The 20,447-nt window shown below is 70.0% G+C and carries 23 protein-coding genes and 1 tRNA gene; 15 read left to right on the top strand and 9 right to left on the bottom strand.

Annotated features, from left to right (window positions below):
- Positions 1–113: 113 nt before the first annotated feature.
- Genes VFE82_RS16115 through ureG form a run of 7 tightly spaced genes read left to right on the top strand, consistent with a single transcriptional unit; the run spans position 114 to position 4,999 of the window.
- Entirely contained in the window at positions 114–416 is a 303-nt protein-coding gene (locus VFE82_RS16115) for an urease subunit gamma (RefSeq protein ID WP_325001329.1), read from the top strand.
- Between the two features lie 22 nt (positions 417–438).
- Positions 439–1,017 (top strand): HupE/UreJ family protein, encoded by a 579-nt coding sequence (locus VFE82_RS16110; RefSeq protein WP_325001328.1) that lies wholly within the window; start codon positions 439–441, stop codon positions 1,015–1,017.
- Between the two features lie 10 nt (positions 1,018–1,027).
- Entirely contained in the window at positions 1,028–1,333 is a 306-nt protein-coding gene (locus VFE82_RS16105; RefSeq protein ID WP_325001506.1) for an urease subunit beta, read from the top strand.
- 50 nt (positions 1,334–1,383) lie between these two features.
- A complete protein-coding gene (ureC, locus tag VFE82_RS16100) occupies positions 1,384–3,102 on the top strand; it encodes an urease subunit alpha (RefSeq protein ID WP_325001327.1) in 1,719 nt (572 codons plus the stop codon).
- Positions 3,103–3,106: 4 nt separating this feature from the next.
- Positions 3,107–3,700, top strand: a complete 594-nt coding sequence (ureE, locus tag VFE82_RS16095; RefSeq protein WP_325001326.1) for an urease accessory protein UreE — start codon at positions 3,107–3,109, stop codon at positions 3,698–3,700.
- On the top strand, positions 3,675–4,349 hold the full coding sequence (locus VFE82_RS16090; RefSeq protein WP_325001325.1) for an urease accessory protein UreF: 675 nt from the start codon (positions 3,675–3,677) through the stop codon (positions 4,347–4,349). The genes ureE and VFE82_RS16090 overlap by 26 nt, the downstream gene beginning before the upstream one ends.
- Entirely contained in the window at positions 4,346–4,999 is a 654-nt protein-coding gene (gene ureG / locus VFE82_RS16085; RefSeq protein WP_325001324.1) for an urease accessory protein UreG, read from the top strand. The genes VFE82_RS16090 and ureG overlap by 4 nt, the downstream gene beginning before the upstream one ends.
- Before the next feature lie 18 nt (positions 5,000–5,017).
- Here the strand turns inward: ureG and VFE82_RS16080 are convergent, their stop codons facing one another.
- Together VFE82_RS16080 and VFE82_RS16075 are read right to left on the bottom strand one after the other, a co-directional pair.
- The gene (locus VFE82_RS16080) at positions 5,018–5,254 is read right to left on the bottom strand and encodes a hypothetical protein (protein ID WP_325001323.1); all 237 of its coding nucleotides are present in this window, start codon (positions 5,252–5,254) and stop codon (positions 5,018–5,020) included.
- Between the two features lie 112 nt (positions 5,255–5,366).
- Positions 5,367–6,218, bottom strand: a complete 852-nt coding sequence (locus VFE82_RS16075; protein WP_325001322.1) for a hypothetical protein — start codon at positions 6,216–6,218, stop codon at positions 5,367–5,369.
- 115 nt (positions 6,219–6,333) lie between these two features.
- On the opposite strand from VFE82_RS16075, the gene VFE82_RS16070 reads away from it, so the two are divergent.
- Positions 6,334–6,423 (top strand) — tRNA-Ser (locus VFE82_RS16070).
- A 45-nt stretch (positions 6,424–6,468) separates the two neighbouring features.
- Here the strand turns inward: VFE82_RS16070 and hemW are convergent.
- From hemW to VFE82_RS16045, 5 genes are all read right to left on the bottom strand, one after another.
- The gene (gene hemW, locus VFE82_RS16065; RefSeq protein WP_325001505.1) at positions 6,469–7,635 is read right to left on the bottom strand and encodes a radical SAM family heme chaperone HemW; all 1,167 of its coding nucleotides are present in this window, start codon (positions 7,633–7,635) and stop codon (positions 6,469–6,471) included.
- Positions 7,636–7,661: 26 nt separating this feature from the next.
- Positions 7,662–8,267: an RdgB/HAM1 family non-canonical purine NTP pyrophosphatase gene (rdgB, locus tag VFE82_RS16060; RefSeq protein WP_325001321.1), complete on the bottom strand. Its 606-nt coding sequence runs from the start codon at positions 8,265–8,267 to the stop codon at positions 7,662–7,664.
- Positions 8,268–8,323: 56 nt separating this feature from the next.
- Positions 8,324–9,052 (bottom strand): ribonuclease PH, encoded by a 729-nt coding sequence (gene rph, locus VFE82_RS16055; RefSeq protein WP_325001320.1) that lies wholly within the window; start codon positions 9,050–9,052, stop codon positions 8,324–8,326.
- Positions 9,053–9,104: 52 nt separating this feature from the next.
- Positions 9,105–10,007, bottom strand: a complete 903-nt coding sequence (locus VFE82_RS16050) for a PP2C family serine/threonine-protein phosphatase (RefSeq protein WP_325001319.1) — start codon at positions 10,005–10,007, stop codon at positions 9,105–9,107.
- A 91-nt stretch (positions 10,008–10,098) separates the two neighbouring features.
- A complete protein-coding gene (locus tag VFE82_RS16045) occupies positions 10,099–11,097 on the bottom strand; it encodes a serine/threonine-protein kinase (protein ID WP_325001318.1) in 999 nt (332 codons plus the stop codon).
- 69 nt (positions 11,098–11,166) lie between these two features.
- Here VFE82_RS16045 and VFE82_RS16040 point away from each other — a divergent pair, with 69 nt between their 5' ends.
- From VFE82_RS16040 to VFE82_RS16025, 4 genes are all read left to right on the top strand, one after another.
- Positions 11,167–12,084, top strand: coding sequence for a YicC/YloC family endoribonuclease (locus VFE82_RS16040; protein WP_325001317.1), 918 nt, complete (start codon positions 11,167–11,169; stop codon positions 12,082–12,084).
- A 109-nt stretch (positions 12,085–12,193) separates the two neighbouring features.
- Positions 12,194–12,814, top strand: coding sequence for a guanylate kinase (gene gmk, locus VFE82_RS16035; RefSeq protein ID WP_325001316.1), 621 nt, complete (start codon positions 12,194–12,196; stop codon positions 12,812–12,814).
- Between the two features lie 21 nt (positions 12,815–12,835).
- On the top strand, positions 12,836–13,039 hold the full coding sequence (gene rpoZ / locus VFE82_RS16030; protein WP_061496933.1) for a DNA-directed RNA polymerase subunit omega: 204 nt from the start codon (positions 12,836–12,838) through the stop codon (positions 13,037–13,039).
- Between the two features lie 94 nt (positions 13,040–13,133).
- Complete coding sequence (locus VFE82_RS16025; protein ID WP_325001315.1) at positions 13,134–15,407, top strand: bifunctional (p)ppGpp synthetase/guanosine-3',5'-bis(diphosphate) 3'-pyrophosphohydrolase; 2,274 nt, start codon at positions 13,134–13,136, stop codon at positions 15,405–15,407.
- Here VFE82_RS16025 and greB read toward each other — a convergent pair.
- Complete coding sequence (gene greB, locus VFE82_RS16020; protein WP_325001314.1) at positions 15,396–15,968, bottom strand: transcription elongation factor GreB; 573 nt, start codon at positions 15,966–15,968, stop codon at positions 15,396–15,398. The genes VFE82_RS16025 and greB overlap by 12 nt on opposite strands.
- Positions 15,969–16,132: 164 nt before the next feature.
- Between greB and VFE82_RS16015 the strand changes: the two genes are divergently transcribed.
- Positions 16,133–16,429 carry a hypothetical protein gene (locus tag VFE82_RS16015; RefSeq protein ID WP_325001313.1) on the top strand — a complete coding sequence of 99 codons (297 nt, stop codon included), beginning with the start codon at positions 16,133–16,135 and terminating at the stop codon, positions 16,427–16,429.
- Positions 16,430–16,599: 170 nt separating this feature from the next.
- Entirely contained in the window at positions 16,600–17,340 is a 741-nt protein-coding gene (locus VFE82_RS16010; protein WP_325001312.1) for a hypothetical protein, read from the top strand.
- Positions 17,341–17,398: 58 nt separating this feature from the next.
- Here VFE82_RS16010 and VFE82_RS16005 read toward each other — a convergent pair whose 3' ends face one another.
- Positions 17,399–19,837, bottom strand: coding sequence for a sensor domain-containing protein (locus VFE82_RS16005; RefSeq protein ID WP_325001311.1), 2,439 nt, complete (start codon positions 19,835–19,837; stop codon positions 17,399–17,401).
- A 197-nt stretch (positions 19,838–20,034) separates the two neighbouring features.
- Here VFE82_RS16005 and VFE82_RS16000 point away from each other — a divergent pair, with 197 nt between their 5' ends.
- Positions 20,035–20,445, top strand: coding sequence for a response regulator transcription factor (locus tag VFE82_RS16000; RefSeq protein ID WP_325001310.1), 411 nt, complete (start codon positions 20,035–20,037; stop codon positions 20,443–20,445).
- Positions 20,446–20,447 lie beyond the last annotated feature (2 nt).

Genomic DNA, 20,447 nt, shown 5'->3' with positions numbered 1-20,447 from the left:
CAGGATGGGAATGACCTCGTGCACACGCCGGTCGTGCAGGTTCCGTGCCGAGCTGCCACGGCCCGGCACAACCCTTGCACTAGGATGGACGGACACTCCCTGCGCGCACCGGAATGGAACTCACCCCCCGCGAGAAAGACAAGCTGCTGATCTTCACCGCCGCCCTGCTGGCGGAACGGCGCAAGGCGCGCGGCCTGAAGCTGAACTATCCGGAGGCCGTGGCCCTGATCTCCGCCGCGGTGATGGAGGGCGCGCGCGACGGCCGCACCGTCGCCCAGCTCATGAGCGAGGGCCGCTCCATCCTCACCCGGGCCGACGTCATGGACGGCGTGCCGGACATGATCCCGGACATCCAGGTCGAGGCCACCTTCCCCGACGGCACCAAGCTCGTGACCGTCCACCAACCCATCGTCTGACAACCCACTCCGGAGACCGCGCATGACCCCCGCCCGTCGCATCCTGCTCCTTGCCGCCGCGCTGCTGGCGTCTCCGCTCGCGCTGGCCCACACCGGTGCCCAGCCCCACGCCCACGCCGGCTTCCTGGCGGGGTGGCTGCACCCGTTCACCGGCGCCGACCATCTGGTGGCCATGGTCGCGGTCGGCGCCTGGAGCGCGATCGCGGTGCGCCGGGTCTGGGCGGCGCCGCTGGCCTTCGTCGCCCTCCTGGCCTGCGGCGCGCTCGCGGGCGCCGCCGCGCTCGCGGTGCCGGGCATCGAACCCATGATCGCCGCCTCGCTGCTGGTGGTCGGCCTGCTGCTCGCCACGGTGCACCGCGTCCCGGCGCTGCTGGCCGCGGCGGTGGCAGGCGCGTTCGCCTTCTTCCACGGTGCCGCGCACGGCGTGGAACTGGGCGGCGGCGCGGCCGCGCTTGCCGGCATGCTGCTGGCGACCGCCGCGCTGCATGCGGCGGGCATCGGGATCGGACGCCTGCTGCTGGCCCGCCACCGCTGGCTGCCCCGGGTCTCGGGCGCGTCGGTCGCGCTGCTGGGTGCCACGCTGCTGCTCGGGCTGGGCTGATCCGATGGCCATGGTCCCCGGCGAACTGTTCACCGACGACGGCGCGCACGCGCTCAACCCCGGCCGGCGCACGGCCACGCTGGTGGTGCGCAACACCGCCGACCGGCCGATCCAGGTCGGCTCGCACTACCACTTCGCGGAAACCAACGCCGCGCTCGACTTCGACCGCGCCGCCGCCCGCGGCATGCGGCTGAACATCGCGTCCGGCACCGCCGTGAGGTTCGAGCCGGGCCAGCAACGCACGGTGGAACTGGTCGACTACGCGGGAAGCCGCATGGTCTACGGCTTCCAAGCCCAGGTCCAAGGAGCCCTATGAGCCAGCGCACTGTCCAGGCCCTCAACCGGATCCCGCGGGAGGGCGTGTAGATGGCCACCATCGGGCGGCGTGCCTACGCCGAGATGTTCGGTCCCACCACCGGCGACCGGGTGCGCCTGGCCGACACCGACCTGGTGATCGAGGTCGAGGACGACTACACCCTGCGCGCGGGCGGCTATGGCGAGGAAGTGAAGTTCGGCGGCGGCAAGACCATCCGCGACGGCATGGCACAGAGCCAGCGCACGCGCGCGCAGGGCGCCATGGACTGCGTGCTGACCAATGCGCTCATCCTCGACCACTGGGGCATCGTCAAGGCCGACATCGGCCTGAAGGACGGCCGCATCGCGGCCATCGGCAAGGCCGGCAATCCCGACACCCAGCCCGGCGTCGACATCGTCATCGGCCCGGGCACCGAGATCATCAGCGCCGAGGGCGCCATCGTCACGGCCGGTGGCATCGACAGCCACATCCACTTCATCTGCCCGCAGCAGATCGAGGAGGCGCTGGCCTCGGGCATCACCACCATGCTGGGCGGCGGCACGGGCCCGGCCACCGGCACCTTCGCGACCACCTGCACGCCGGGACCGTGGAACATGCAACGCATGCTGCAGGCAGCCGACGCGTTCCCGATGAACCTGGGTTTCCTGGGCAAGGGCAACGCCAGCCTGCATGCGCCGCTGCACGAGCAGATCGAGGCCGGTGCGATCGGGCTGAAGCTGCACGAGGACTGGGGCACCACCCCGAGCGCCATCGACACCTGCCTGGACGTGGCCGACGCCACCGACACCCAGGTGGCGATCCACAGCGACACGCTCAACGAGTCGGGCTTCGTCGAGAACACCATGGCCGCCACCCGCGGCCGCTCGATCTGCGCCTTCCACACCGAGGGCGCGGGGGGCGGCCACGCGCCCGACATCCTGCGGGTCGTCGGGCAGGCGAACTTCCTGCCGTCCTCGACCAACCCGACGATGCCCTACACCGTGAACACGCTCGACGAGCACGTCGACATGCTCATGGTGTGCCACCACCTGGACCCGGCCATCGCCGAGGACCTCGCCTTCGCCGAGAGCCGCATCCGCAAGGAAACCATTGCGGCCGAGGACATCCTGCACGACCTGGGCGCCATCAGCATGATGTCCAGCGACTCGCAGGCCATGGGGCGCGTCGGCGAGGTGATCCTGCGCACCTGGCAGACGGCGCACAAGATGAAGCTGCAGCGCGGCAAGCTGCCGGCCGACACGCCGCGCAACGACAACTTCCGCGCCCGGCGCTACGTGGCCAAGTACACGATCAACCCGGCCATCGCGCACGGCATCAGCCACGAGGTGGGCAGCATCGAGCCGGGCAAATGGGCCGACCTCGTGCTCTGGAAGCCGGCCTTCTTCGGCATCAAGCCGTCGCTGATCCTCAAGGGCGGCAGCATCGCCATGGCCGCCATGGGCGATCCCAATGCGTCGATCCCGACGCCGCAGCCGGTGCACTACCGGCCGATGTTCGGCGCCTTCGGCGGGGCGGTCGGCAAGGGATCGCTCACCTTCGTGTCGCAGGCCGCGCTGGATGCCGACGTGGGGCGCCGCTACGGCCTGGCCAAGACGCTGGCGGCGGTGCGCAGCATCCGCCAGGTGCGCAAGCAGGACCTGGTCCACAACGGCTACCTGCCGGTCATGGAGATCGACCCGCAGACCTACGCGGTGCGGGCCGATGGCCAGCTGCTCACCTGCGAGCCGGCCAGCGTGCTGCCGATGGCGCAACGCTACTTCCTGTTCTAGCACCATGCTGACCGTCTCCAAATGCCTGCCCGCCGGGCAAGGCCTGGCACCCGTTCTCCTGAAGCGGGCCGGCAGCGTCGAGCTGGACTGGGACGTGCGCCAGAAGAGCCGCTTCGAGGCCACCGACTCGCTCGGCCGCACGCTGGGCGTGTTCCTGCCGCGCGGCAGCGTGGTGCGCGGCGGCGACGTGCTGGTGGCCGAGGACGGCTCGCTGGTGCGCGTGGTGGCGGCGCCGCAGCCGGTGCTGCGCATCACGCACTGCAGCGAGCACGGCACGCCGTTCGACCTGATGCGCGCCGCCTATCACCTGGGCAACCGACACGTCGCCATCGAACTGCAATCGACGCACCTGAAGATCGAGCCGGACCACGTGCTGGCCGCCATGCTGCGCGGCATGCACCTGATCGTGCACGAGGTGCAGGAGCCGTTCGAGCCCGAAGGCGGCGCCTATGCCGCGGGATCGCACGGACACGGCCATGGGCATGCCCACGATCACGATCACGATCACGATCACGATCACGGTCCGGGACCCCAGGATGCCGGCCCCGGCGGGCCGGCCGATGCCACGCGCCATGGCGGACACGGCCCTGCGCACTGACGCGGCGCTGCTGCGGCTGATCTGGCTGGCCTCGCCCGCCCTGCCGGTGGGCGGCTTCTCGTACTCGGAGGGCCTGGAGGCCGCCGTCGAGGCCGGCCTGGTGGTGGACGAGGCGACCGCCGCCGCCTGGCTGGACGAGCAGTTGCATCTCGCGCTGGCCGGATCGGACCTGGCCGTGGTCGCGAGCGCCGTGCTGGCATGGCGCGCCGGCGACGCCCCCCGGGTGGCCGAACTCGATGCCTGGGTCCGCCGCACCCGCGAGACCAGCGAGCTGCGCCTGCAGGCCGAGCAGATGGGCCGCTCGTTGGGCGACTGGGAACGGTCGCTCGGCGGCCAGGCGGCCGCCGCCCCGCACACCTATCCCGTCGCCTTCGCGCACGCGGCCGCCTCCATCGAGGCCCCGGCGCGCGACGTGGCGCTGGCCTTCGCGTTCGGCTGGGCCGAGAACATGGCACAGGCGGCGATCAAGGCCGTGCCGCTCGGCCAGGGCGCGGGGCAGCGCATCCTGCAGCGGCTGGCCGCCGCCATCCCGGCAGCCGTCGACCGTGCCACGGCGCTGGGCGACGACGACCGCCAGGCCTTCGCTCCCATGCTCGCGATCCTGTCGTCGCAGCACGAAATCCAGTACTCCCGCCTGTTCCGCTCATGACCTCCACTGCCCTGCACCACATCCCCCGCCGCACCAAGCCCCTGCCGCCGCTGCGGGTGGGCATCGGCGGCCCGGTCGGCTCGGGCAAGACGACCCTGCTCGAGATGCTGTGCAAGGCCATGCGCGAGCGCTGGGACCTGGTGGCCATCACCAACGACATCTACACCAAGGAAGACCAGCGCCTGCTCACCGTGAGCGGCGCCTTGCCGGCCGAACGCATCCTCGGGGTCGAGACGGGCGGCTGCCCGCACACCGCGATCCGCGAGGACGCCTCGATCAACCTCGAGGCCATCGACCGCATGCTGGGCGACTTCCCCGATGCCGACATCGTGTTCGTCGAGAGCGGCGGCGACAACCTGGCCGCCACCTTCAGCCCGGAGCTGAGCGACCTGACGGTCTACGTGATCGACGTGGCCGCGGGCGAGAAGATCCCGCGCAAGGGCGGCCCCGGCATCACCAAGAGCGACCTGTTCGTGATCAACAAGACGGACCTGGCGCCCCACGTGGGCGCCGACCTGTCGGTGATGGAAGCGGACACGCAGCGGATGCGCCGGGGCAAGCCCTACGTGATGACCAACCTCAAGACGCTCTCGGGCGTGCAGGAGGTGGTCGCGTTCATCGAACGCAAGGGACTGCTGGCTGCCGGCTGATCGCCCGGCTCGCCGGCCCTAGGCGGCCTGCGCCACGCGGCGCGCCACGACCGCGGCCTCGAAGTACCCCTTGTGCAGGTGGCGCATGAACCGGCTCGTCCAGGCTTCGGCGGGATAGAAGACCGCGCCGAAAGGCCCCAGCACCCGGATGCTGCCGTCCTGCAGGACGCTGGCTTCGAACCCTTGCGGGTGGCGGCCGGCATAGCGAACGAGGTTGCGGACGAGCAGGGTGAGGTCGGGAGCGGAGTTGCGCATCGTGCTGTTGGATGGGCGCGCCGCGCCGGCCGGCGCGGGATGCGCCGACACCGAAGGAGCCCGCCTCTTGTGGTCAGCCCTCGATGCTCGCGCCGTTGCGGCGCCCTGGCAATCAGACAAACCTGACGACGAGCAGCCGCGGGGGTCCCTGCCGCGCTGCACGCTGCACGCCGGCCATGGCCAGCAGACGCGCACGGCCCTCGGGATCGCCGCGGCGGTGGAGGCCGGGCACACCGGTTGCCTTTCGGCTTGCACAACTCGAAGGCGCAGCGAGGAGGCGTGGAGCTTCGCAAGGTGCCCAGCAGCAGCCCCGGCACGTGCGGCGTCCTTTCCCCGACGCTGCCGCGCTTGGGTTCCACAACCTGTTTTTCTCATCCATCCAAAGGACTTCTGACATGACAAGCATCACCAACAAAGTGGGCACGCTGGTGGCCACCGTGGCCCTGTGCGCGGCGCCGCTCACGTTCGCCCAATCGTCGGGCAGCTCGGGGGCCTCGGGCAGCTCCGGCGGCGCTGGTTCCAGCTCGATGGGCGCTTCCGGCGGCTCGGGCAGCTCGGGCTCGGGCAGTTCCGGCGCCTCCGGTGGCTCGGGCAGCTCCGGCAGCTCGATGGGCGCATCCGGCGGCTCCAGCGGCTCGGGCAGCTCCGGCGCCTCCGGCGGCTCCAGCGGCTCGGGCAGCTCGATGGGCGCTTCGGGCACGGGCAGCTCGAGCTCGAATCCGTGCATGAAGGGCGGCAGCAGCGCGAGTTCCGGCGGCAAGAGCAGCGGCTCGGGCGGCTCCTCGTCGGCCTCGGGTGGCTCGGGCGGCAGCTCCGGCGGCAGCTCCGGGGGCAGCTCGGGCGGCAGCTCGACGGCGGCCGGCGGCTCGGGTGGCGGCGCGGGCGCGAGCTCCGGCGGCTCGTCCAGCCGCACCGCGGGCTCGGGCGGGTCCTCCAGCTCCTCCACCAACTGCTGATCGCGCAAAGGCGCATAGGCGGCGCGCCGCGCGCCCGTGACGCCACCCCGGCCTCGTCGCGAGGCATTGCTCCGGGGGATGTCGCCGAAACGGCGTGTCCCCGGCACTACACTATCCAGCACTGGAAGGCTGGCCGAGCGGTTGAAGGCACCGGTCTTGAAAACCGGCGAGGACGCAAGTCCTCCGTGGGTTCGAATCCCACGCCTTCCGCCACCTGCCTGCCCCGACAGTCGCGCCACCCGCACGACATTCCGCGGCTCACTGCGGCAGGAACAGCTCCTGCAGGTCGCTCAGGAAATCGAAACCCCGTTCGGTCGGCCGCACCCAGCCGGCCTCGCGCACCAGCAAGCCGCGGCGCTCGGCCTCTGCCAGCTGCGGCTCGATGGCCGAGAGCGGCAGGCCCGTGCGCTCGAAGAACGACTGCAGCGTAAACCCCTGTCGCAGCCGCAGCGCGTTCAGCATGAACTCGAACGGCAGCTGCGCGCGCGCCACCTCCTCGTCCTGCGCGACGGCCTGGCCGGCCAGCGCGTTGTCCATGTAGAGCCGAGGCTCCCGGTAGCGGATCTGCCGCACCACGCGGTGCGCAAAGCTCAGCTTGCTGTGCGCCCCGGCGCCGATGCCGAGGTAGTCCCCGAATTGCCAGTAATTCAGGTTGTGGCGGCAGGCATGCCCCGGCTTGGCATAGGCGGAGACCTCGTAGCGGTCCAGCCCGGCCGCGCCAGTCATTTCGGTGATGCGGTCGAGCATGGCGTACGCGAGGTCGTCTTCCGGCACCGTCGGCGGGAACTTGGCGAACACCGTGTTCGGCTCGATCGTCAGGTGGTAGACCGACAGGTGCGGCGGCATCAGCGCCAGTGCCTGCACGAGGTCCTCTTCCAGCAGGGCCAGGTCCTGGCCCGGCAACGCGTACATCAGGTCCAGGTTGAAGGTGTCGAACGCCAGGGCAGCTTCCTCCGCGGCGGCGATCGCCTGCGCGCGGTTGTGCACGCGCCCCAGGGCCTTCAGGTGCCCGTCGTGGAAGCTCTGGACCCCGATCGACAACCGCGTGATGCCGGCGTCGCGGTACCCGCGGAACCGGTCCTTCTCGAAGGTGCCGGGGTTGGCCTCGAGCGTGATCTCGCAATCGGGCTCCAGGCGCAGGCGCGCACGCAGGTCGCCCACCAGGCGCGCGATGGCTGCCGGCGAGAACAGGCTGGGCGTGCCGCCGCCGATGAAGACGCTGTGCACGACGCGCCCCCACACCAGGGGAAGGGCGGCTTCCAGGTCGGCCATCAGCGCATCGAGGTAGCGCTGCTCGGGCAGCGCGCCGGGCTGCGCCTCGTGCGAGTTGAAGTCGCAATAGGGGCACTTGCGCAGGCACCACGGCAGGTGCACGTACAACGACAGCGGCGGCATCGCCGGCAGTTGCAGCAGGCCCGGACGCATGTAGTGGGCCGGATCGCGCAGGGTGCTCACAGCCAGCGCTCCCGGATCAGCTGCACCATCTGGCGCGCGGCCTGGCCGCGGTGGCTGTTCGCGTTCTTCACCTCGGGCGGCAGTTGCGCGAAGGTCTTGCCGAAGGCCGGGATGAACATGACGGGATCGAAGCCGAAGCCGTTGGCGCCGAGCGGTTCGCGGGCGATCTCGCCGGCGGCGCGGCCCACGGCCACCAGGGGCTCCGGATCCTGCGGCGAGCGCACCGCGACCAACGTGCTGACCAGCGCCGCCCGGCGGTTGTCGACACCCCGCATCTGCTCGAGCAGGGCCTTCACGTTGTTGTCGTCGCCCTTGTCGTAGCCGAACCGCGTGGCGTAGTAGGCGGTGTCCACGCCCGGCTGGCCGCCGAACGCATCGACGCACAGGCCTGCATCGTCGGCCAGCGCCGGCAGGCCGCTGTGCTGGGCGGCGTGGCGCGCCTTGGCCAGCGCGTTCTCCAGGAAGGTGCGGAACGGCTCCTCGGCTTCCGGGATGCCGAGGTCGCCCTGGCGGACCAGCTCCAGGCCGAGGGGCGCCAGCATGGCCTGCAGTTCGGCCAGCTTGCCGCGGTTGTTGGAGGCGAGGACGATGCGGGAGGACATGGGTCGCGGATTGTGCCCGCGCCCCGCTGCGCCCGCCCGCCGCGGCCCGGGTGGGCTCAGGCGGCCAGGGCCTTCTGCTGCAGTTGAACGAGTTCGGCAATGCCCTTCTCGGCCAGGCGCAGCAGTTCGTCCATCTCGGCGCGGGTGAACGCCACGCCCTCGGCCGTGCCCTGCACCTCCACGTAGTGGCCGGCGCCGGTCATGACCACGTTCATGTCGGTGTCGCAGGCGACGTCCTCCACGTACTCCAGGTCGAGCAGCGGCGTGCCGTCGACGATGCCCACCGAGACCGCCGCCACCGGGCCGGTGATCGGCGAGGCGGCCAGCTTGCCGGCGGCCAGGAGCTTGCGCACCGCATCCTGCGCGGCCACGTAGGCCCCCGTGATGGCGGCGGTGCGCGTGCCGCCGTCGGCTTGCAGCACGTCGCAATCGAGCTGGATGGTGCGCTCGCCCAGCGCCTTGAGGTCGAACACCGCCCGCAGCGAGCGGCCGATCAGGCGCTGGATCTCCTGGGTGCGGCCGCTCTGCTTGCCGCGCGCGGCTTCGCGGTCGCCGCGGGTGTGGGTGGCGCGCGGCAGCATGCCGTACTCGGCCGTGACCCATCCCTCGCCCCTGCCGCGCTTGTGCGGCGGCACCTTCTCCTCGACCGAGGCGGTGCACAGCACCCGGGTCTGGCCGAACTCGATCAGCACGGAGCCCTCGGCATGGATGGTGAAGCCGCGCGTGATGCGCACGGGGCGGAGCTGGTCGGCGGCGCGCGCGCCGCTGCGAAGGAACGTCGTCATGGGGCCGATCTTAAGGACCCGCGGCAGGGCGGCCCCGGCCGGCGCGAAGCGCTCAGCCCTTGCGCGCCGCGGAGCGCTTGATGGCCTCGTTGATCTCGGCGATCGAGCGCTCGATGGCGGCGTCGTCGAGGTCATCGATCATCGTGTCGAGCACGCCGGCCTGGATGGTGGACGCGAACACCCCGTCGGAGATGCTGTCGGTGGAGACCCCGTGGGTGGACTCGAACACGTCGGGCGTTTCCCACTCCAGCGCGATCACGGTGACGTTGTCGCCGGTCGGCCCACCGGTGCGCAGCGCCATCTCGACCAGGTCAGGCGCGGCTTCGGAGACGATCTTGGAGCCGAGCTGGTAGACGATGTCCTCGTCGGGGATGGAGCTCCACAGGCCGTCCGAGCACAGGAGCAGCTTGTCGCCCTGCTGCAGGGTGACGGGACCGGTGACGTCGAACACCGGCTTGGTGGGCGAGCCCAGGCAGGTGAACAGGATGTTGCGGTTGATCCGCTCCATGCGCACGACCGACGAGCCCTGCTGCTCGATGTAGGAGTGGTCGCGGGTGCGGGTGAGCAGCTCGCCCTCGCGCACGACGTACAGCCGGGAATCGCCGCAGTGGACCCAGGTGGCCGACGTGCCCTGCAGGATCACGGCCACCAGCGTCGTGCGTGGCGTGTCGAGCATGCCCTTCTCGCCGGCGTAGCGGATGATCTGGTGGTGCGCCGCCATCAGTGCGATCGAGAGGAATTCGGCGGGGTCGCGCACCTGCGGCCGGGCTTCCTTCTGGTACAGCGCAGAGATGGTCTGCAGCGCCAGCTGGGCGGCGACCTCCCCTTCGGGATGGCCACCCATGCCGTCGGCCAGCACGAAGAGCCCGGATTCCCGCGTGTAGCAGTACCCCATCCGGTCCTCGTTCTTCTCGCGCCCGCCGCGCCGGCTGATCTGGAAGACGGAAAACTTCATGCGGCACCTCCGCGCCAGGTCGCCACCGCTGCGTGGCGGGCAGCCCGCCGGCGGCGGGCGATCGTGAGAACGGCCGCCGCCGCGCGCGTGCTCACTTGAGCTTCGCGCCGGTGGCGGGTGCCTTGCGGCGGGTGTCCGACACCATGTTGTCGAACTGCAGGCGCATCTTCTCGCCCACGGTCAGCTTGGTGTAGCGGCGCTCGCCTTCCCGGCTGAGCTCCTTCTGCAGCGCGAACACCGACTGGGGGCGCGACAGCGGGTCGAGCGACATGCACCACTCGACCACCTCGATCAGGTTGTCGGAATAGACGCCGCGCAAGCGCGAGAGGGCCAGCGCCAGCCGGTCCTTCTCCAGGCGCTGGGGCGCGTCGTTGGGCGGATAGCCCTGCATGCAGGCGTAGATGCAGGCGCCGATGGCGTAGATGTCGGTCCAGGGGCCCATCGACGAGTCGCGCCGGTACATCTCGGGCGCGGCGAAGCCGGGCGTGTACATCGGGCGGATGAAGTTGCCTTCCTTGGACAGCACTTCGCGGGCGGCGCCGAAGTCGATCATCACCGCCTTGTTGTCGTCGGTGATGAAGATGTTGGCCGGCTTGATGTCCAGGTGCAGCATCTTGTGCTGGTGCACGATGCGCAGGCCGCGCAGGATCTCGTCGAACAGCGAGCGGATGGTGGACTCGCGGAACACCTTCTGCTTCTTCAGCTCGCGCGCGGTGATGATGAAGTCCTGCAGGGTCGCGCCCTCCAGGTAGTTCATCACCATGTAGACGGTCTCGTTCTCGCGGAAGAAGTTGAGCACACTCACGACCGAGGCGTGCGAGATCTGCGCGAGGGAGCGGCCCTCCTCGAAGAAGCTCTTGAGGCCGAGCCGGTAGAGCGAGAGCTTCTCGGGCTGGACCTGGGGCAGGAGCTCGCCCGGCGCCCGGCCGGCGAGCGAGGCGGGCAGATATTCCTTGATCGCGACCTGCTGGCCTTCGTTGTCGACCGCGAGGTACACGACGCCAAAGCCGCCGGCTGAAAGCTTGCGGACCACGCGGTAACCGCCGATGACGGTGTCCGGGGGCAAGGGTGCGGGCTTGACCTTTGACATAATTTCAGACTTTAGGTCGCCGCAGGCGCCCCGTTTATCCTCGCAATCCCTCAACACCCCCAAGAGTCGATGCCAGTTTACAGCATGACCGGCTACGCGAGCGCCCAGCACAGCCTGGCGCAAGCCGCGCCCGGTCAGGATTCCAGGGGTGTGTCGTCTGGACGCCTCGGTCTCGAGATCCGCTCGGTCAACAGCCGCTTCCTCGACCTGTCGTTCCGCCTGCCCGAGGAACTGCGCCAGCACGAGCCCGCCCTGCGCGAACTGCTGCAGGGGCGGCTCAAGCGCGGCAAGGTCGAACTGCGCGCCGGGCTCGAGTCGACGCAATCGGAGGCGATGCGCGACCCCTCGCCCCGCATGCTGCAGCGCCTGTCCTCCCTGCAGGACACCGTGCGCGGCTGGCTGCCGGATGCGTCGCCGCTGACCGTCGCGGAGATCCTTCGCCTGGGCACGAGCGACGAGGCCGCCCCCGGCGACCTGTCGGAGCCCCTGCAGGCCCTGGCGTCCAAGGTGCTGACGGACCTGCTGGGGGCCCGCGAACGCGAAGGCGAGCGGCTGGCCACGATGCTGCTCGGGCACCTGCAGCAACTGCGGGAGCTGGCGCAGCAGGCCCGGCCGCTGGTGCCGAAGGTGGTCGAACAGCAACGGGCCCGGTTCCTCGAACGCTGGAAGGAGGCCATGGGCTTGGCCGAAGGCGGCACGTCGCCCGAGGCTGCCCAGGACCGCGCGCTGACCGAGGCGACCGCCTTCGCGATCCGCATCGACGTGGCCGAGGAGCTGACGCGGCTGGCCGCACACCTGGACGAGATCGAGCGCCTGCTGCGCAAGGGCGGCGAGGTCGGCAAGCGGCTGGACTTCCTGATCCAGGAACTGCACCGCGAGGCCAACACCCTGGGATCGAAGTCGGCCGCGCTGGAGCTGACCCGCATCTCGGTGGACATGAAGGTCCTGATCGAGCAGATGCGCGAGCAGGTGCAGAACATCGAATGACACGACGCCCCCACGCTCCCCCGCCCCGTGTGGGTTGCTGCCCCCCGAGCGGGCCAGCCCGCTTGGGGTGGCCCGGCACAGGCCGGCTGACGCACCAGAGAACCGACTGATGGATTACCCCGGAAACCTGTTCGTGGTGGCCGCGCCCAGCGGGGCAGGCAAGTCCAGCCTCGTGAAGGCCCTGCTGGAACTCGACTCGCAGGTGCAGCCGTCGGTGTCGCACACCACCCGCGCGCCGCGCGGCCAGGAAAAGCACGGGCGCGAGTACTTCTTCGTCTCGGACACCGAATTCGACCAGATGGTGCTGGCCGACGCCTTCGTCGAGTGGGCCAACGTGCACAAGAAGCGCTACGGCACGTCCAAGAAGATGATCGAGGACCGCATCGCTCGCGGCGCCGACGTGATCCTGGAGATCGACTACCAGGGCGCGCTGCAGATCAAGCGCATCTTCACCAACGCCGTGCTGGTGTTCATCCTGCCGCCCAGCTGGGAAGAGTTGCGCTCGCGGCTGGAGCGCCGCGGCGAGGATGCGCCCGAGGTGATCGAGCTGCGCCTGCGCAATGCCCGGGAGGAGCTATCCAAGGCTCCGGAGTTCGACTTCGTTATAATCAACGAACTGTTCGAGAGGGCGCTGTTCGATCTCAAGGCGATCGTGCACGCCCAGCGGCTGAAGTATTCCGCCCAGCGCCGCGCCCGGGCCGAGACCTTCAAGGCCCTCCACATCCCCTGACTCCCCGACCGCGAGTAATCCATGGCCCGTATCACCGTCGAAGACTGCCTCGAGAAGATCCCGAACCGGTTCCAGCTGGTGCTGGCCGCGACCTACCGCGCCCGCATGCTGAGCCAGGGCCACGCGCCCAAGATCGAGAGCAAGAACAAGCCGGGCGTGACCGCCCTGCGCGAGATCGCCGACGGCAAGGTCGGCCTGGAGATGCTCAAGAAGGTTCCGGGCTGAGGTCCTCGCCGGAAATTCCACGCAAAAAGCACCGCGACGCGGTGCTTTTTCGTTGGTGCTCGCGCCGCGTTCGCCCTGCGGCTACATTAAAGGCATGAGTGCCGTGCTCCCCTCCGCGGCGGGTCAGGGACAGCGCCACAAGCCGGCGTCGCTGCCCAGCCCGGCGGCGGCCAACGCGGCGGCTGCCAGCTTCGCCGCGCTCACCGCCCGCCTCGACTACCTCGATCCTGCCGACGTGGAGCAGGTGCGGCAGGCCTACCGCTTCGCCGACGAGGCCCACCTGGGCCAGATGCGCGCCAGCGGCGAGCCCTACATCACCCACCCGATCGCCGTGGCGGCCCAGTGCGCCGAATGGAAGCTGGACGCGCAGGCGCTGATGGCAGCGCTGCTGCACGACGCGATCGAGGATTGCGGCGTCACCAAGCCCGACCTGATCGAGCGCTTTGGCGCCCCGGTGGCCGAACTGGTCGACGGACTGACCAAGCTCGACAAGCTGCAGTTCAACACCCGCGAGGAAAGCCAGGCCGAGTCGTTCCGCAAGATGCTGCTGGCCATGGCGCGCGATGTCCGCGTCATCCTGATCAAGCTGGCAGACCGCACGCACAACATGCGCACGCTGGACGACGTGGCCCGCGAGAAGTGGGGTCGCACCTCCCGCGAGACGCTCGAGATCTACGCGCCGATCGCGCACCGCCTGGGTCTGAATCAGACCTATCGCGAACTGCAGGAACTGGCGTTCCGGCACCTGCGCCCGTGGCGCTACCAGGTGCTCTCCAAGGCCGTTTCCAAGGCCCGCAGCCGCCGCCGAGACCTGATCCAGAAGGTGCAGCGCGAAGTCGAGGCTGCCTTCGAGACGATGGGCATGCAGGTGCGTATCGCCGGCCGCGAGAAGACGCTGTACTCCATCTACAAGAAGATGGACGAGAAGCACCTGTCGTTCGCGCAGGTGACGGACATCTACGGCTTCCGCGTCGTGGTGCCCACGGTGACCGACTGCTACACGGCACTGGGCATCCTGCACCAGATGTACAAGCCGGTGCCGGGCCGCTTCAAGGACCACATCGCGATCCCCAAGGTCAACGGCTACCAGAGCCTGCACACCACCCTGGTGGGCCCCTCGGGCGTCAACGTCGAATTCCAGATGCGCACCGAAGCCATGCACGTGGTGGCCGAGTCCGGCGTGGCGGCGCACTGGCTGTACAAGGCCAGCCCCGCCGACACCGACACCGCCGAGCGGCTGGGCACCAAGTGGCTGCAGTCGCTGCTGGACATCCAGCATGAGACGCGCGACGCCGCCGAATTCTGGGACCACGTCAAGATCGACCTGTTCCCGGACGCCGTGTACGTGTTCACGCCCAAGAGCCAGATCATGGCGCTGCCGCGCGGCGCCACGGTGGTCGATTTCGCGTACGCGATCCACAGCAACATCGGCGACCGCACCGTGGCGGCCAAGATCAACGGCATGCAGGTGCCGCTGCGCACCGAGCTGAAGAACGGCGACGTGGTCGAGGTGGTGACGGCCGCCGTGTCGACGCCGAACCCGGCCTGGCTCGGGTTCGTGCGCACCGGCCGGGCCCGCTCCAAGATCCGGCACCACCTCAAGACGCTGGCGCAAGCGGAATCGCAGGAGCTCGGCGAGAAGCTCCTGGCCCAGGCGCTGCGGGCCGAGGGGCTGGAGCGCCTGCCGGCCGACGACGAGGAACACCACGCGATCTGGGAGAAGCTGCTGCGCTTCACCGGCAACAAGAGCCGGCCCGAACTCCTGACCGACCTCGGCCTGGGCAAGCGCATCGCCGGCATCGTCGCCAAGCGGTTGATGACGCTCATGGCCGAGCGCGGCGAGAGGCCCGATGCATTGCTGATCACGCGCGAGCGCTACACCGCGCACGAGAACGTCTCGCAGGGCGGCGTGGTGCTGGACGGCAGCGAGAACGCCTCGGTGCAGTTCGCGGCCTGCTGCCGCCCGGTGCCCGGCGACCCGATCCTGGGCTACCTGGGGCGCGGCGAAGGCCTGGTGGTGCACCTGGAGGACTGCGCGGTGGCGCGCCGGCTCCAGCACAAGGACAGCGAGCGCTTCATCGGGGTCGAGTGGGCCGACGAGCCGGTCCGCCCGTTCGAGACCAACGTGCTGGTCACCGTGGTCAACACCAAGGGCGTGCTGGCGCGGGTGGCCTCGGCCCTGGCAAGCGTCGAGGCCGACATCACGCACGTCGACATGGACGACGAGCGGGCGCAGGACGCGACCGACCTGCGGTTCCTGATCGCGGTGCGCGACCGCGCCCACCTCGACACGGTGATGCGCACGCTCAAGCGCACGCCCTCGGTGCTGCGCGCGCAGCGCCTGCGCGCCGGCCACTCAGGCGGCTGATGCCTCGCCAGGTGCGGGGTAGCGCACCTCCAGCACTTCGATCTCCTGGACGCCGGCGGGGGTCGCCAGCTTCACCACGTCGCCCTCCTGGGCCTTCAGCAGCGCGCGGGCGATGGGCGAGATCCAGCTCACCTGGCCGCGCGCGCTGTCGGCCTCGTCGATCCCGAGGATGGTGACGGTGCGCTCCTGGCCGGCGGCATCGGCGTAGGTGACCGTCGCGCCGAAGAACACCTGGGTGCGGCCATGGTGCACGGACGGATCGGTCACCTCGGCGATCTCCAGCCGCTTGGTCAGGAAGCGGATGCGCCGGTCGATCTCGCGAAGGCGCTTCTTGCCATACAGATAGTCGCCGTTCTCGGACCGGTCGCCGTTGCTGGCCGCCCAGTGCACCACGTCGACCACCTTGGGTCGCTCGTCGTCCATCAGGTACAGCAGTTCCGCGCGCAGGCGGGCATACCCGGCCGGCGTGATGTAGTTGCGGCCGCCGGGCAGCAGGGGCGCGGCGGCTTCCTCGTCATCGTCCGTGTCGGTGGCGCCCTCTCGGGTGAACGCCTTGCTCATGGGTGTCTCCGGTGCACCGCCCGGGCGCGCGGTGCTCAGGCTGCAAGCATAGCCAAGCGGCACCGCCAAGCTCATGCACGTTGTCCTACAGCGGCATGGGCCGCTTTGAACGCCCGCTGGCCCGGCGGCGTCGGATGATCCCTGGGCTGCCAGGAGACGCCCGCATGCCCGCCACCGCCCCGACCCTGATCAATCCGACGCTCGAGGACGCGCACTGGCACCGCGCCTTCCGCGACGAGCCGTACTACCGCGCTGGTCTGGACTACCGCGATTACGGTCCGGCGTTCCGGGTGGGCTACACGGCGCCGATGCGTCGCAGCGGCCGGTTCCACGAGCTCGAGGGCGTGCTGCAGGAGGACTGGGAGCGGGTGCGCGGCACCTCCCGGCTGGACTGGTCGGAAGCCCGCCAGGCGATTGAGGCCGCCTGGGACCGGGTGTGCCCGGCGGCGCAGCCGGCCTGACGGCCGAAGCGATTCCCATCTCCCGCGCGGTGCAGCAACCCGACGCAGGCCGTCTCCTACAGGGCGCGCTGTGATCGCCTGACGGTGGCGAACGGCCCTGCTGCAAACAATCCTCTTCCGATGACAAAAGTAGCCCCGACCCTGGCAACGATCGCGGGGAGCCCCACCCGATGAGCGTCGCCACCCACACCCAGGGCACCACCGCGGCGCAGGCCTCCGGCCGCCGTCCGCGCACCAATGCCGAGGCAGCGCGCTACGGCGTGCTGCGCCGCCTTGCGCCTGCGCTGAAGCACGACATGGTGGTCAACCTGCAGGCCGTCGCCATGCTGGCCGAGGTCCTCAGCGCCAAGCTCGAGCGCGGCACGCCGAATCCGGCCGACTTCGAGGCCAGCATCAACAAGATGAACCGGCTGGCGCGCGAGGCGGTGATGACCTCGCTGAAGGTCGCCAACTGGATCTCCCCGTCCGAGGACGAAACGGTCCGCCTGCGCGACGGCGTCGACGATTGCGTGGCCCTGCTGCGCAGCAGTTTCAACTTCCGCGGCTGCACCCTCGCCAACGAGGTGCCCGAGTCCGAGTTCGAGGTGTCGCGCGTCGCGCTGCGCCATCTGGTCGCCGCGTCGCTGCTGTCGCTGGCGGATGCCGCGGCCGTGCCGAGCGACCTGGTGGTCACCGCCGAGATCTCGCCGGGCTTTGCCGTGCTGACCGTGCGCTGCACGGTGCGCACCGACGAGGACGCCATGGCCATCGACGCGATCGCCGCCCAGACGGGCTACCGTGCGCTGGACTGGACCGATGTGCAGGCGCTGGCCCTGGCCGAAAGCATCGAGCTGTTCCGCACCCAGGAGCAGATCGTGATGCGCATCCCGCGCATGGTGGCCACCACGCCGCTGCAGATCGCGCCGCTCTGAACCGGCCCGGCGAGCGGGACCGGCCGCTGGGCGCTGCGGCCTGCCCGCCTGCCGTCCGCTACGCCGCCGCCTCGACCTGTGCCGCCTGGCGGTCGAGATACGCCTCCAGCTCGTCCAGGGGCAGCGGCCTGCAGAACAGGTAGCCCTGGAACGCGAGGCAGCCCTGGCTGACCAGGAAGTCGCGCTGCTCCTGCGTTTCCACGCCCTCGGCGATCACGTCCAGGTCCAGGCTGTGCGCCAGGTTGATCACCGTCTTGGCGATCGCGGCGTCGTTGGCATCGGTCAGCACGTCCTTGACGAATTCGCGGTCGATCTTCAGCTGGTCGAGCGGCAGCCGCTTGAGGTAGGACAGCGACGAGTAGCCGATCCCGAAATCGTCGAGCGACAGCGCCACCCCCATTTCCTTGAGGCTGCCCATCTTCGCGATGGTCACGTCGATGCCGTCGGCCAGCAGGCTCTCGGTCAACTCCAGCTTGAGCTTGTTGGGCTTGACCCCGAACTGCTGGACCGCGGCCATGACCTCGTCGACGAACTCCGGATGCCGGAACTGCCGCACGCTGACGTTCACCGCGATGCTCAGGTGGCGGCGGTCCGGCCGGTGCTCCCAGGCGGCCAGCTGGGCGCAGGCCGCGTCCAGGACCCAGCGGCCGATCGGCACGATCAGCGAGGTCTCCTCGGCCGCGGGGATGAACTGGTCGGGCGGCACCAGCCCGCGTTGCGGGTGCTGCCAGCGCAGCAGCGCCTCGAGCCCGATCAAACGGCCGGCGGCGCTGACCTGCGGCTGGTAGTCGATGCGGAACTGGTTCTCGCGCCAGGCTTGCCGCAGGTCCGAGGACAGGGCCGCGTTGGCGCTGACCACGGCTTGCATCTCGGGATCGAAGAAGCAGACCGTGTTGCGGCCGGCGCGCTTGGCCTGGTACATCGCCAGGTCGGCCTGCTTGAGCAGTTCGCTGACCGTGCGGTCGCCCTTGCCGAACAGCGTCACGCCGATGCTGCAGGTGCTGTGGTGCAGGTAGCCGGGCAGCACGTAAGGCTCGCCCAGCGCGGCCAGGATGCGCTCGGCCACGGCCCGTGCGCCCTTGGACGGCTCCAGCGGCTTGTCGCCGCGGTTCTCCAGCAGGATCACGAACTCGTCGCCGCCCAGCCGCGCGACGGTGTCGCCCTTGGCGACGCAGGAGCGCAGCCGCTCGGCCACCAGCTGCAGCAGCATGTCGCCCTTCTGATGGCCCAGCGTGTCGTTGAGCACCTTGAAGTTGTCCAGGTCGATGAACATCAGGGCGCCTTCGCGCGGCCGCGACGGATCGGCCAGCGCGGCGTGCAGCCGGTCCATCAGCAGCTGGCGGTTGGGCAGCTTGGTCAGTGCGTCATAGAAGGCGAGGTGCTGGATCTTCTCCTCGGCGATCTTGCGTTCGGTCACGTCACGCCCGACCGCCACCCAGTGCGTCAGCTTGCGCTGCTTGTCCCAGACCGGCGACACGTCCAGATCGACCCAGTACGGCTCGCCGTTCTTCTTGTAGTTGATCAGGTCCACCCGGGCCGGCCGCCACTCCTCGAGGGCCGCGCGGATCTTGTCGAGCGCGCGCCGCTGGGTGTTGGGGCCCTGCAGCAGCCGCGGCGTGCGCCCGAGCACCTCGTCGCGGCTGTAGCCGGTGCGGCGTTCGAAGGCCTCGTTGACGAAGACGATCCGCGGCCCCGGTTCGCTGAACGGCCCGGCCTCGGTGATGATGACGATGTCGTTCAGCCGCGAGATGCTGCCCTCGAGCAGCCGCAGCTGTTCCTGCGCCTTGCGTCGTGCCGTGACATCGCGCAGGTGGATCGCCATGCCGCTGCCGAACGGAAATCCGCGCACCTCGAACCAGTGCGACAGGCGCGCGTCCAGCTCCTCGAATTCCAGCGGCTGCCCCGATTCGAAGGCGGCGCGGAACTGCTCGTCCAGCCGCAGGCGGACCGTCTTCTGGAACGAATTCCACAGCCGGCGCCCGAGCAGATGGCGGCTGTCGGCGCCCAGCAGCTGCTCGGCCTGTTCGTTGACATAGGTGTACTGCCCGTTGCGGTCGACGGTCGCGAAGGCCTCGCCACTGCCCAGCGCCGCCCCCATGCGCAGCAGGGTGCCAGGCCGCCCGCGCGGTGCGATCTCCTGCACCGCGCCCTGCAGGGCCACCACCGTGCCGGCCTCGTCGCGCACGGGCTCGCCGAGCGTGCGCACCCACGCGCGCCGGCCGTCCAGCCGGACGACCTGGGCCTCCTCATCGAACGGCGTGCCCTCGCGCGCGCAGGCATCGAGCAGCCTCTGCAGCTTGAGCTGATCCTCCGGCGCGTAATGGCGCAGCGGCTCGCCAGTCGGCACGTAGCCCGGCTGGGCGCCGTGGATCTCGTCCAGCTGCGGGGACCACTCGAGGGTGCCGTCGGCGAGCGCGAGCCGCCACACGCCGATGGAGGCCGCACGCTCGAGCATGGCGAGAAGGCTGCCGCCCTTCACCGTTTCACTGGTCTGCATCACTGTCCGTCTGGGAAATCGTTCTGCGGGCGCAGGCCCGTACGCGATGGTAAGTCGCTCCCATGGGGGCGCCGGTAGGCGCTGTCCTACCGCCGTTTGCGCGCACTTCGCAACTGAGCTGGATCGCGGCCGCATAGAGTGGGTAACGCCTGATACCCTTCCTTACGCTCCGATCCCTCCTCCGCTCCACTCCGGCCGTGTCCGCCACTCTCTGCGCCTTCGTCGTCGAAGACAACGCCACCATCCGCGAGAACCTCGCGAGCGCGCTGGAGGAACTGACCTGCGTGCGCGTGGTGGGCAGCTGCGGCACCGAGGAAGAGGCGCTGGCCTGGCTGGCGTCACCCGAGCACCTCTGGGACCTGATCATCGTCGACCTGTTCCTGAAGAAGGGCAACGGCATGGGCCTGGTCCAGCGGATCGCCCGGCAGCGTCCGGGCCAGCGGGTGGTGGTGTTCAGCAACTACGTGAACGCGAGCGTGCGCAAGCGCTGCGCGCAGCTCGGGGTGGATGCGGTGTTCGACAAGTCGACCGAGATCGATGCGCTGGTCGACTACTGCGCACGGCGGTGCGCGCAGCATGCCGCCACCATCCAGCCGGCACAGGCCTGAAG

It is taken from the genome of Ramlibacter sp., assembly GCF_035655895.1.
In the GTDB taxonomy this organism is placed as follows: domain Bacteria; phylum Pseudomonadota; class Gammaproteobacteria; order Burkholderiales; family Burkholderiaceae_C; genus Ramlibacter.
Note: the sequence above shows the minus strand (reverse complement) of the source record. Positions and strands in the feature narration are given on the sequence as shown.

Bases quoted from the DNA above. Each gene is read 5' to 3' on its own strand.
- VFE82_RS16115 (WP_325001329.1), top strand. From the start codon at position 114: ATGGAACTCACCCCCCGCGAGAAAGACAAGCTGCTGATCTTCACCGCC.
- VFE82_RS16110 (WP_325001328.1), top strand. From the start codon at position 439: ATGACCCCCGCCCGTCGCATCCTGCTCCTTGCCGCCGCGCTGCTGGCG.
- VFE82_RS16105 (WP_325001506.1), top strand. From the start codon at position 1,028: ATGGTCCCCGGCGAACTGTTCACCGACGACGGCGCGCACGCGCTCAAC.
- ureC (WP_325001327.1), top strand. From the start codon at position 1,384: ATGGCCACCATCGGGCGGCGTGCCTACGCCGAGATGTTCGGTCCCACC.
- ureE (WP_325001326.1), top strand. From the start codon at position 3,107: ATGCTGACCGTCTCCAAATGCCTGCCCGCCGGGCAAGGCCTGGCACCC.
- VFE82_RS16090 (WP_325001325.1), top strand. From the start codon at position 3,675: ATGGCGGACACGGCCCTGCGCACTGACGCGGCGCTGCTGCGGCTGATC.
- ureG (WP_325001324.1), top strand. From the start codon at position 4,346: ATGACCTCCACTGCCCTGCACCACATCCCCCGCCGCACCAAGCCCCTG.
- VFE82_RS16080 (WP_325001323.1), bottom strand. From the start codon at position 5,254: ATGCGCAACTCCGCTCCCGACCTCACCCTGCTCGTCCGCAACCTCGTT.
- hemW (WP_325001505.1), bottom strand. From the start codon at position 7,635: ATGCGTCCGGGCCTGCTGCAACTGCCGGCGATGCCGCCGCTGTCGTTG.
- rdgB (WP_325001321.1), bottom strand. From the start codon at position 8,267: ATGTCCTCCCGCATCGTCCTCGCCTCCAACAACCGCGGCAAGCTGGCC.
- rph (WP_325001320.1), bottom strand. From the start codon at position 9,052: ATGACGACGTTCCTTCGCAGCGGCGCGCGCGCCGCCGACCAGCTCCGC.
- VFE82_RS16050 (WP_325001319.1), bottom strand. From the start codon at position 10,007: ATGAAGTTTTCCGTCTTCCAGATCAGCCGGCGCGGCGGGCGCGAGAAG.
- VFE82_RS16045 (WP_325001318.1), bottom strand. From the start codon at position 11,097: ATGTCAAAGGTCAAGCCCGCACCCTTGCCCCCGGACACCGTCATCGGC.
- VFE82_RS16040 (WP_325001317.1), top strand. From the start codon at position 11,167: ATGCCAGTTTACAGCATGACCGGCTACGCGAGCGCCCAGCACAGCCTG.
- gmk (WP_325001316.1), top strand. From the start codon at position 12,194: ATGGATTACCCCGGAAACCTGTTCGTGGTGGCCGCGCCCAGCGGGGCA.
- rpoZ (WP_061496933.1), top strand. From the start codon at position 12,836: ATGGCCCGTATCACCGTCGAAGACTGCCTCGAGAAGATCCCGAACCGG.
- VFE82_RS16025 (WP_325001315.1), top strand. From the start codon at position 13,134: ATGAGTGCCGTGCTCCCCTCCGCGGCGGGTCAGGGACAGCGCCACAAG.
- greB (WP_325001314.1), bottom strand. From the start codon at position 15,968: ATGAGCAAGGCGTTCACCCGAGAGGGCGCCACCGACACGGACGATGAC.
- VFE82_RS16015 (WP_325001313.1), top strand. From the start codon at position 16,133: ATGCCCGCCACCGCCCCGACCCTGATCAATCCGACGCTCGAGGACGCG.
- VFE82_RS16010 (WP_325001312.1), top strand. From the start codon at position 16,600: ATGAGCGTCGCCACCCACACCCAGGGCACCACCGCGGCGCAGGCCTCC.
- VFE82_RS16005 (WP_325001311.1), bottom strand. From the start codon at position 19,837: ATGCAGACCAGTGAAACGGTGAAGGGCGGCAGCCTTCTCGCCATGCTC.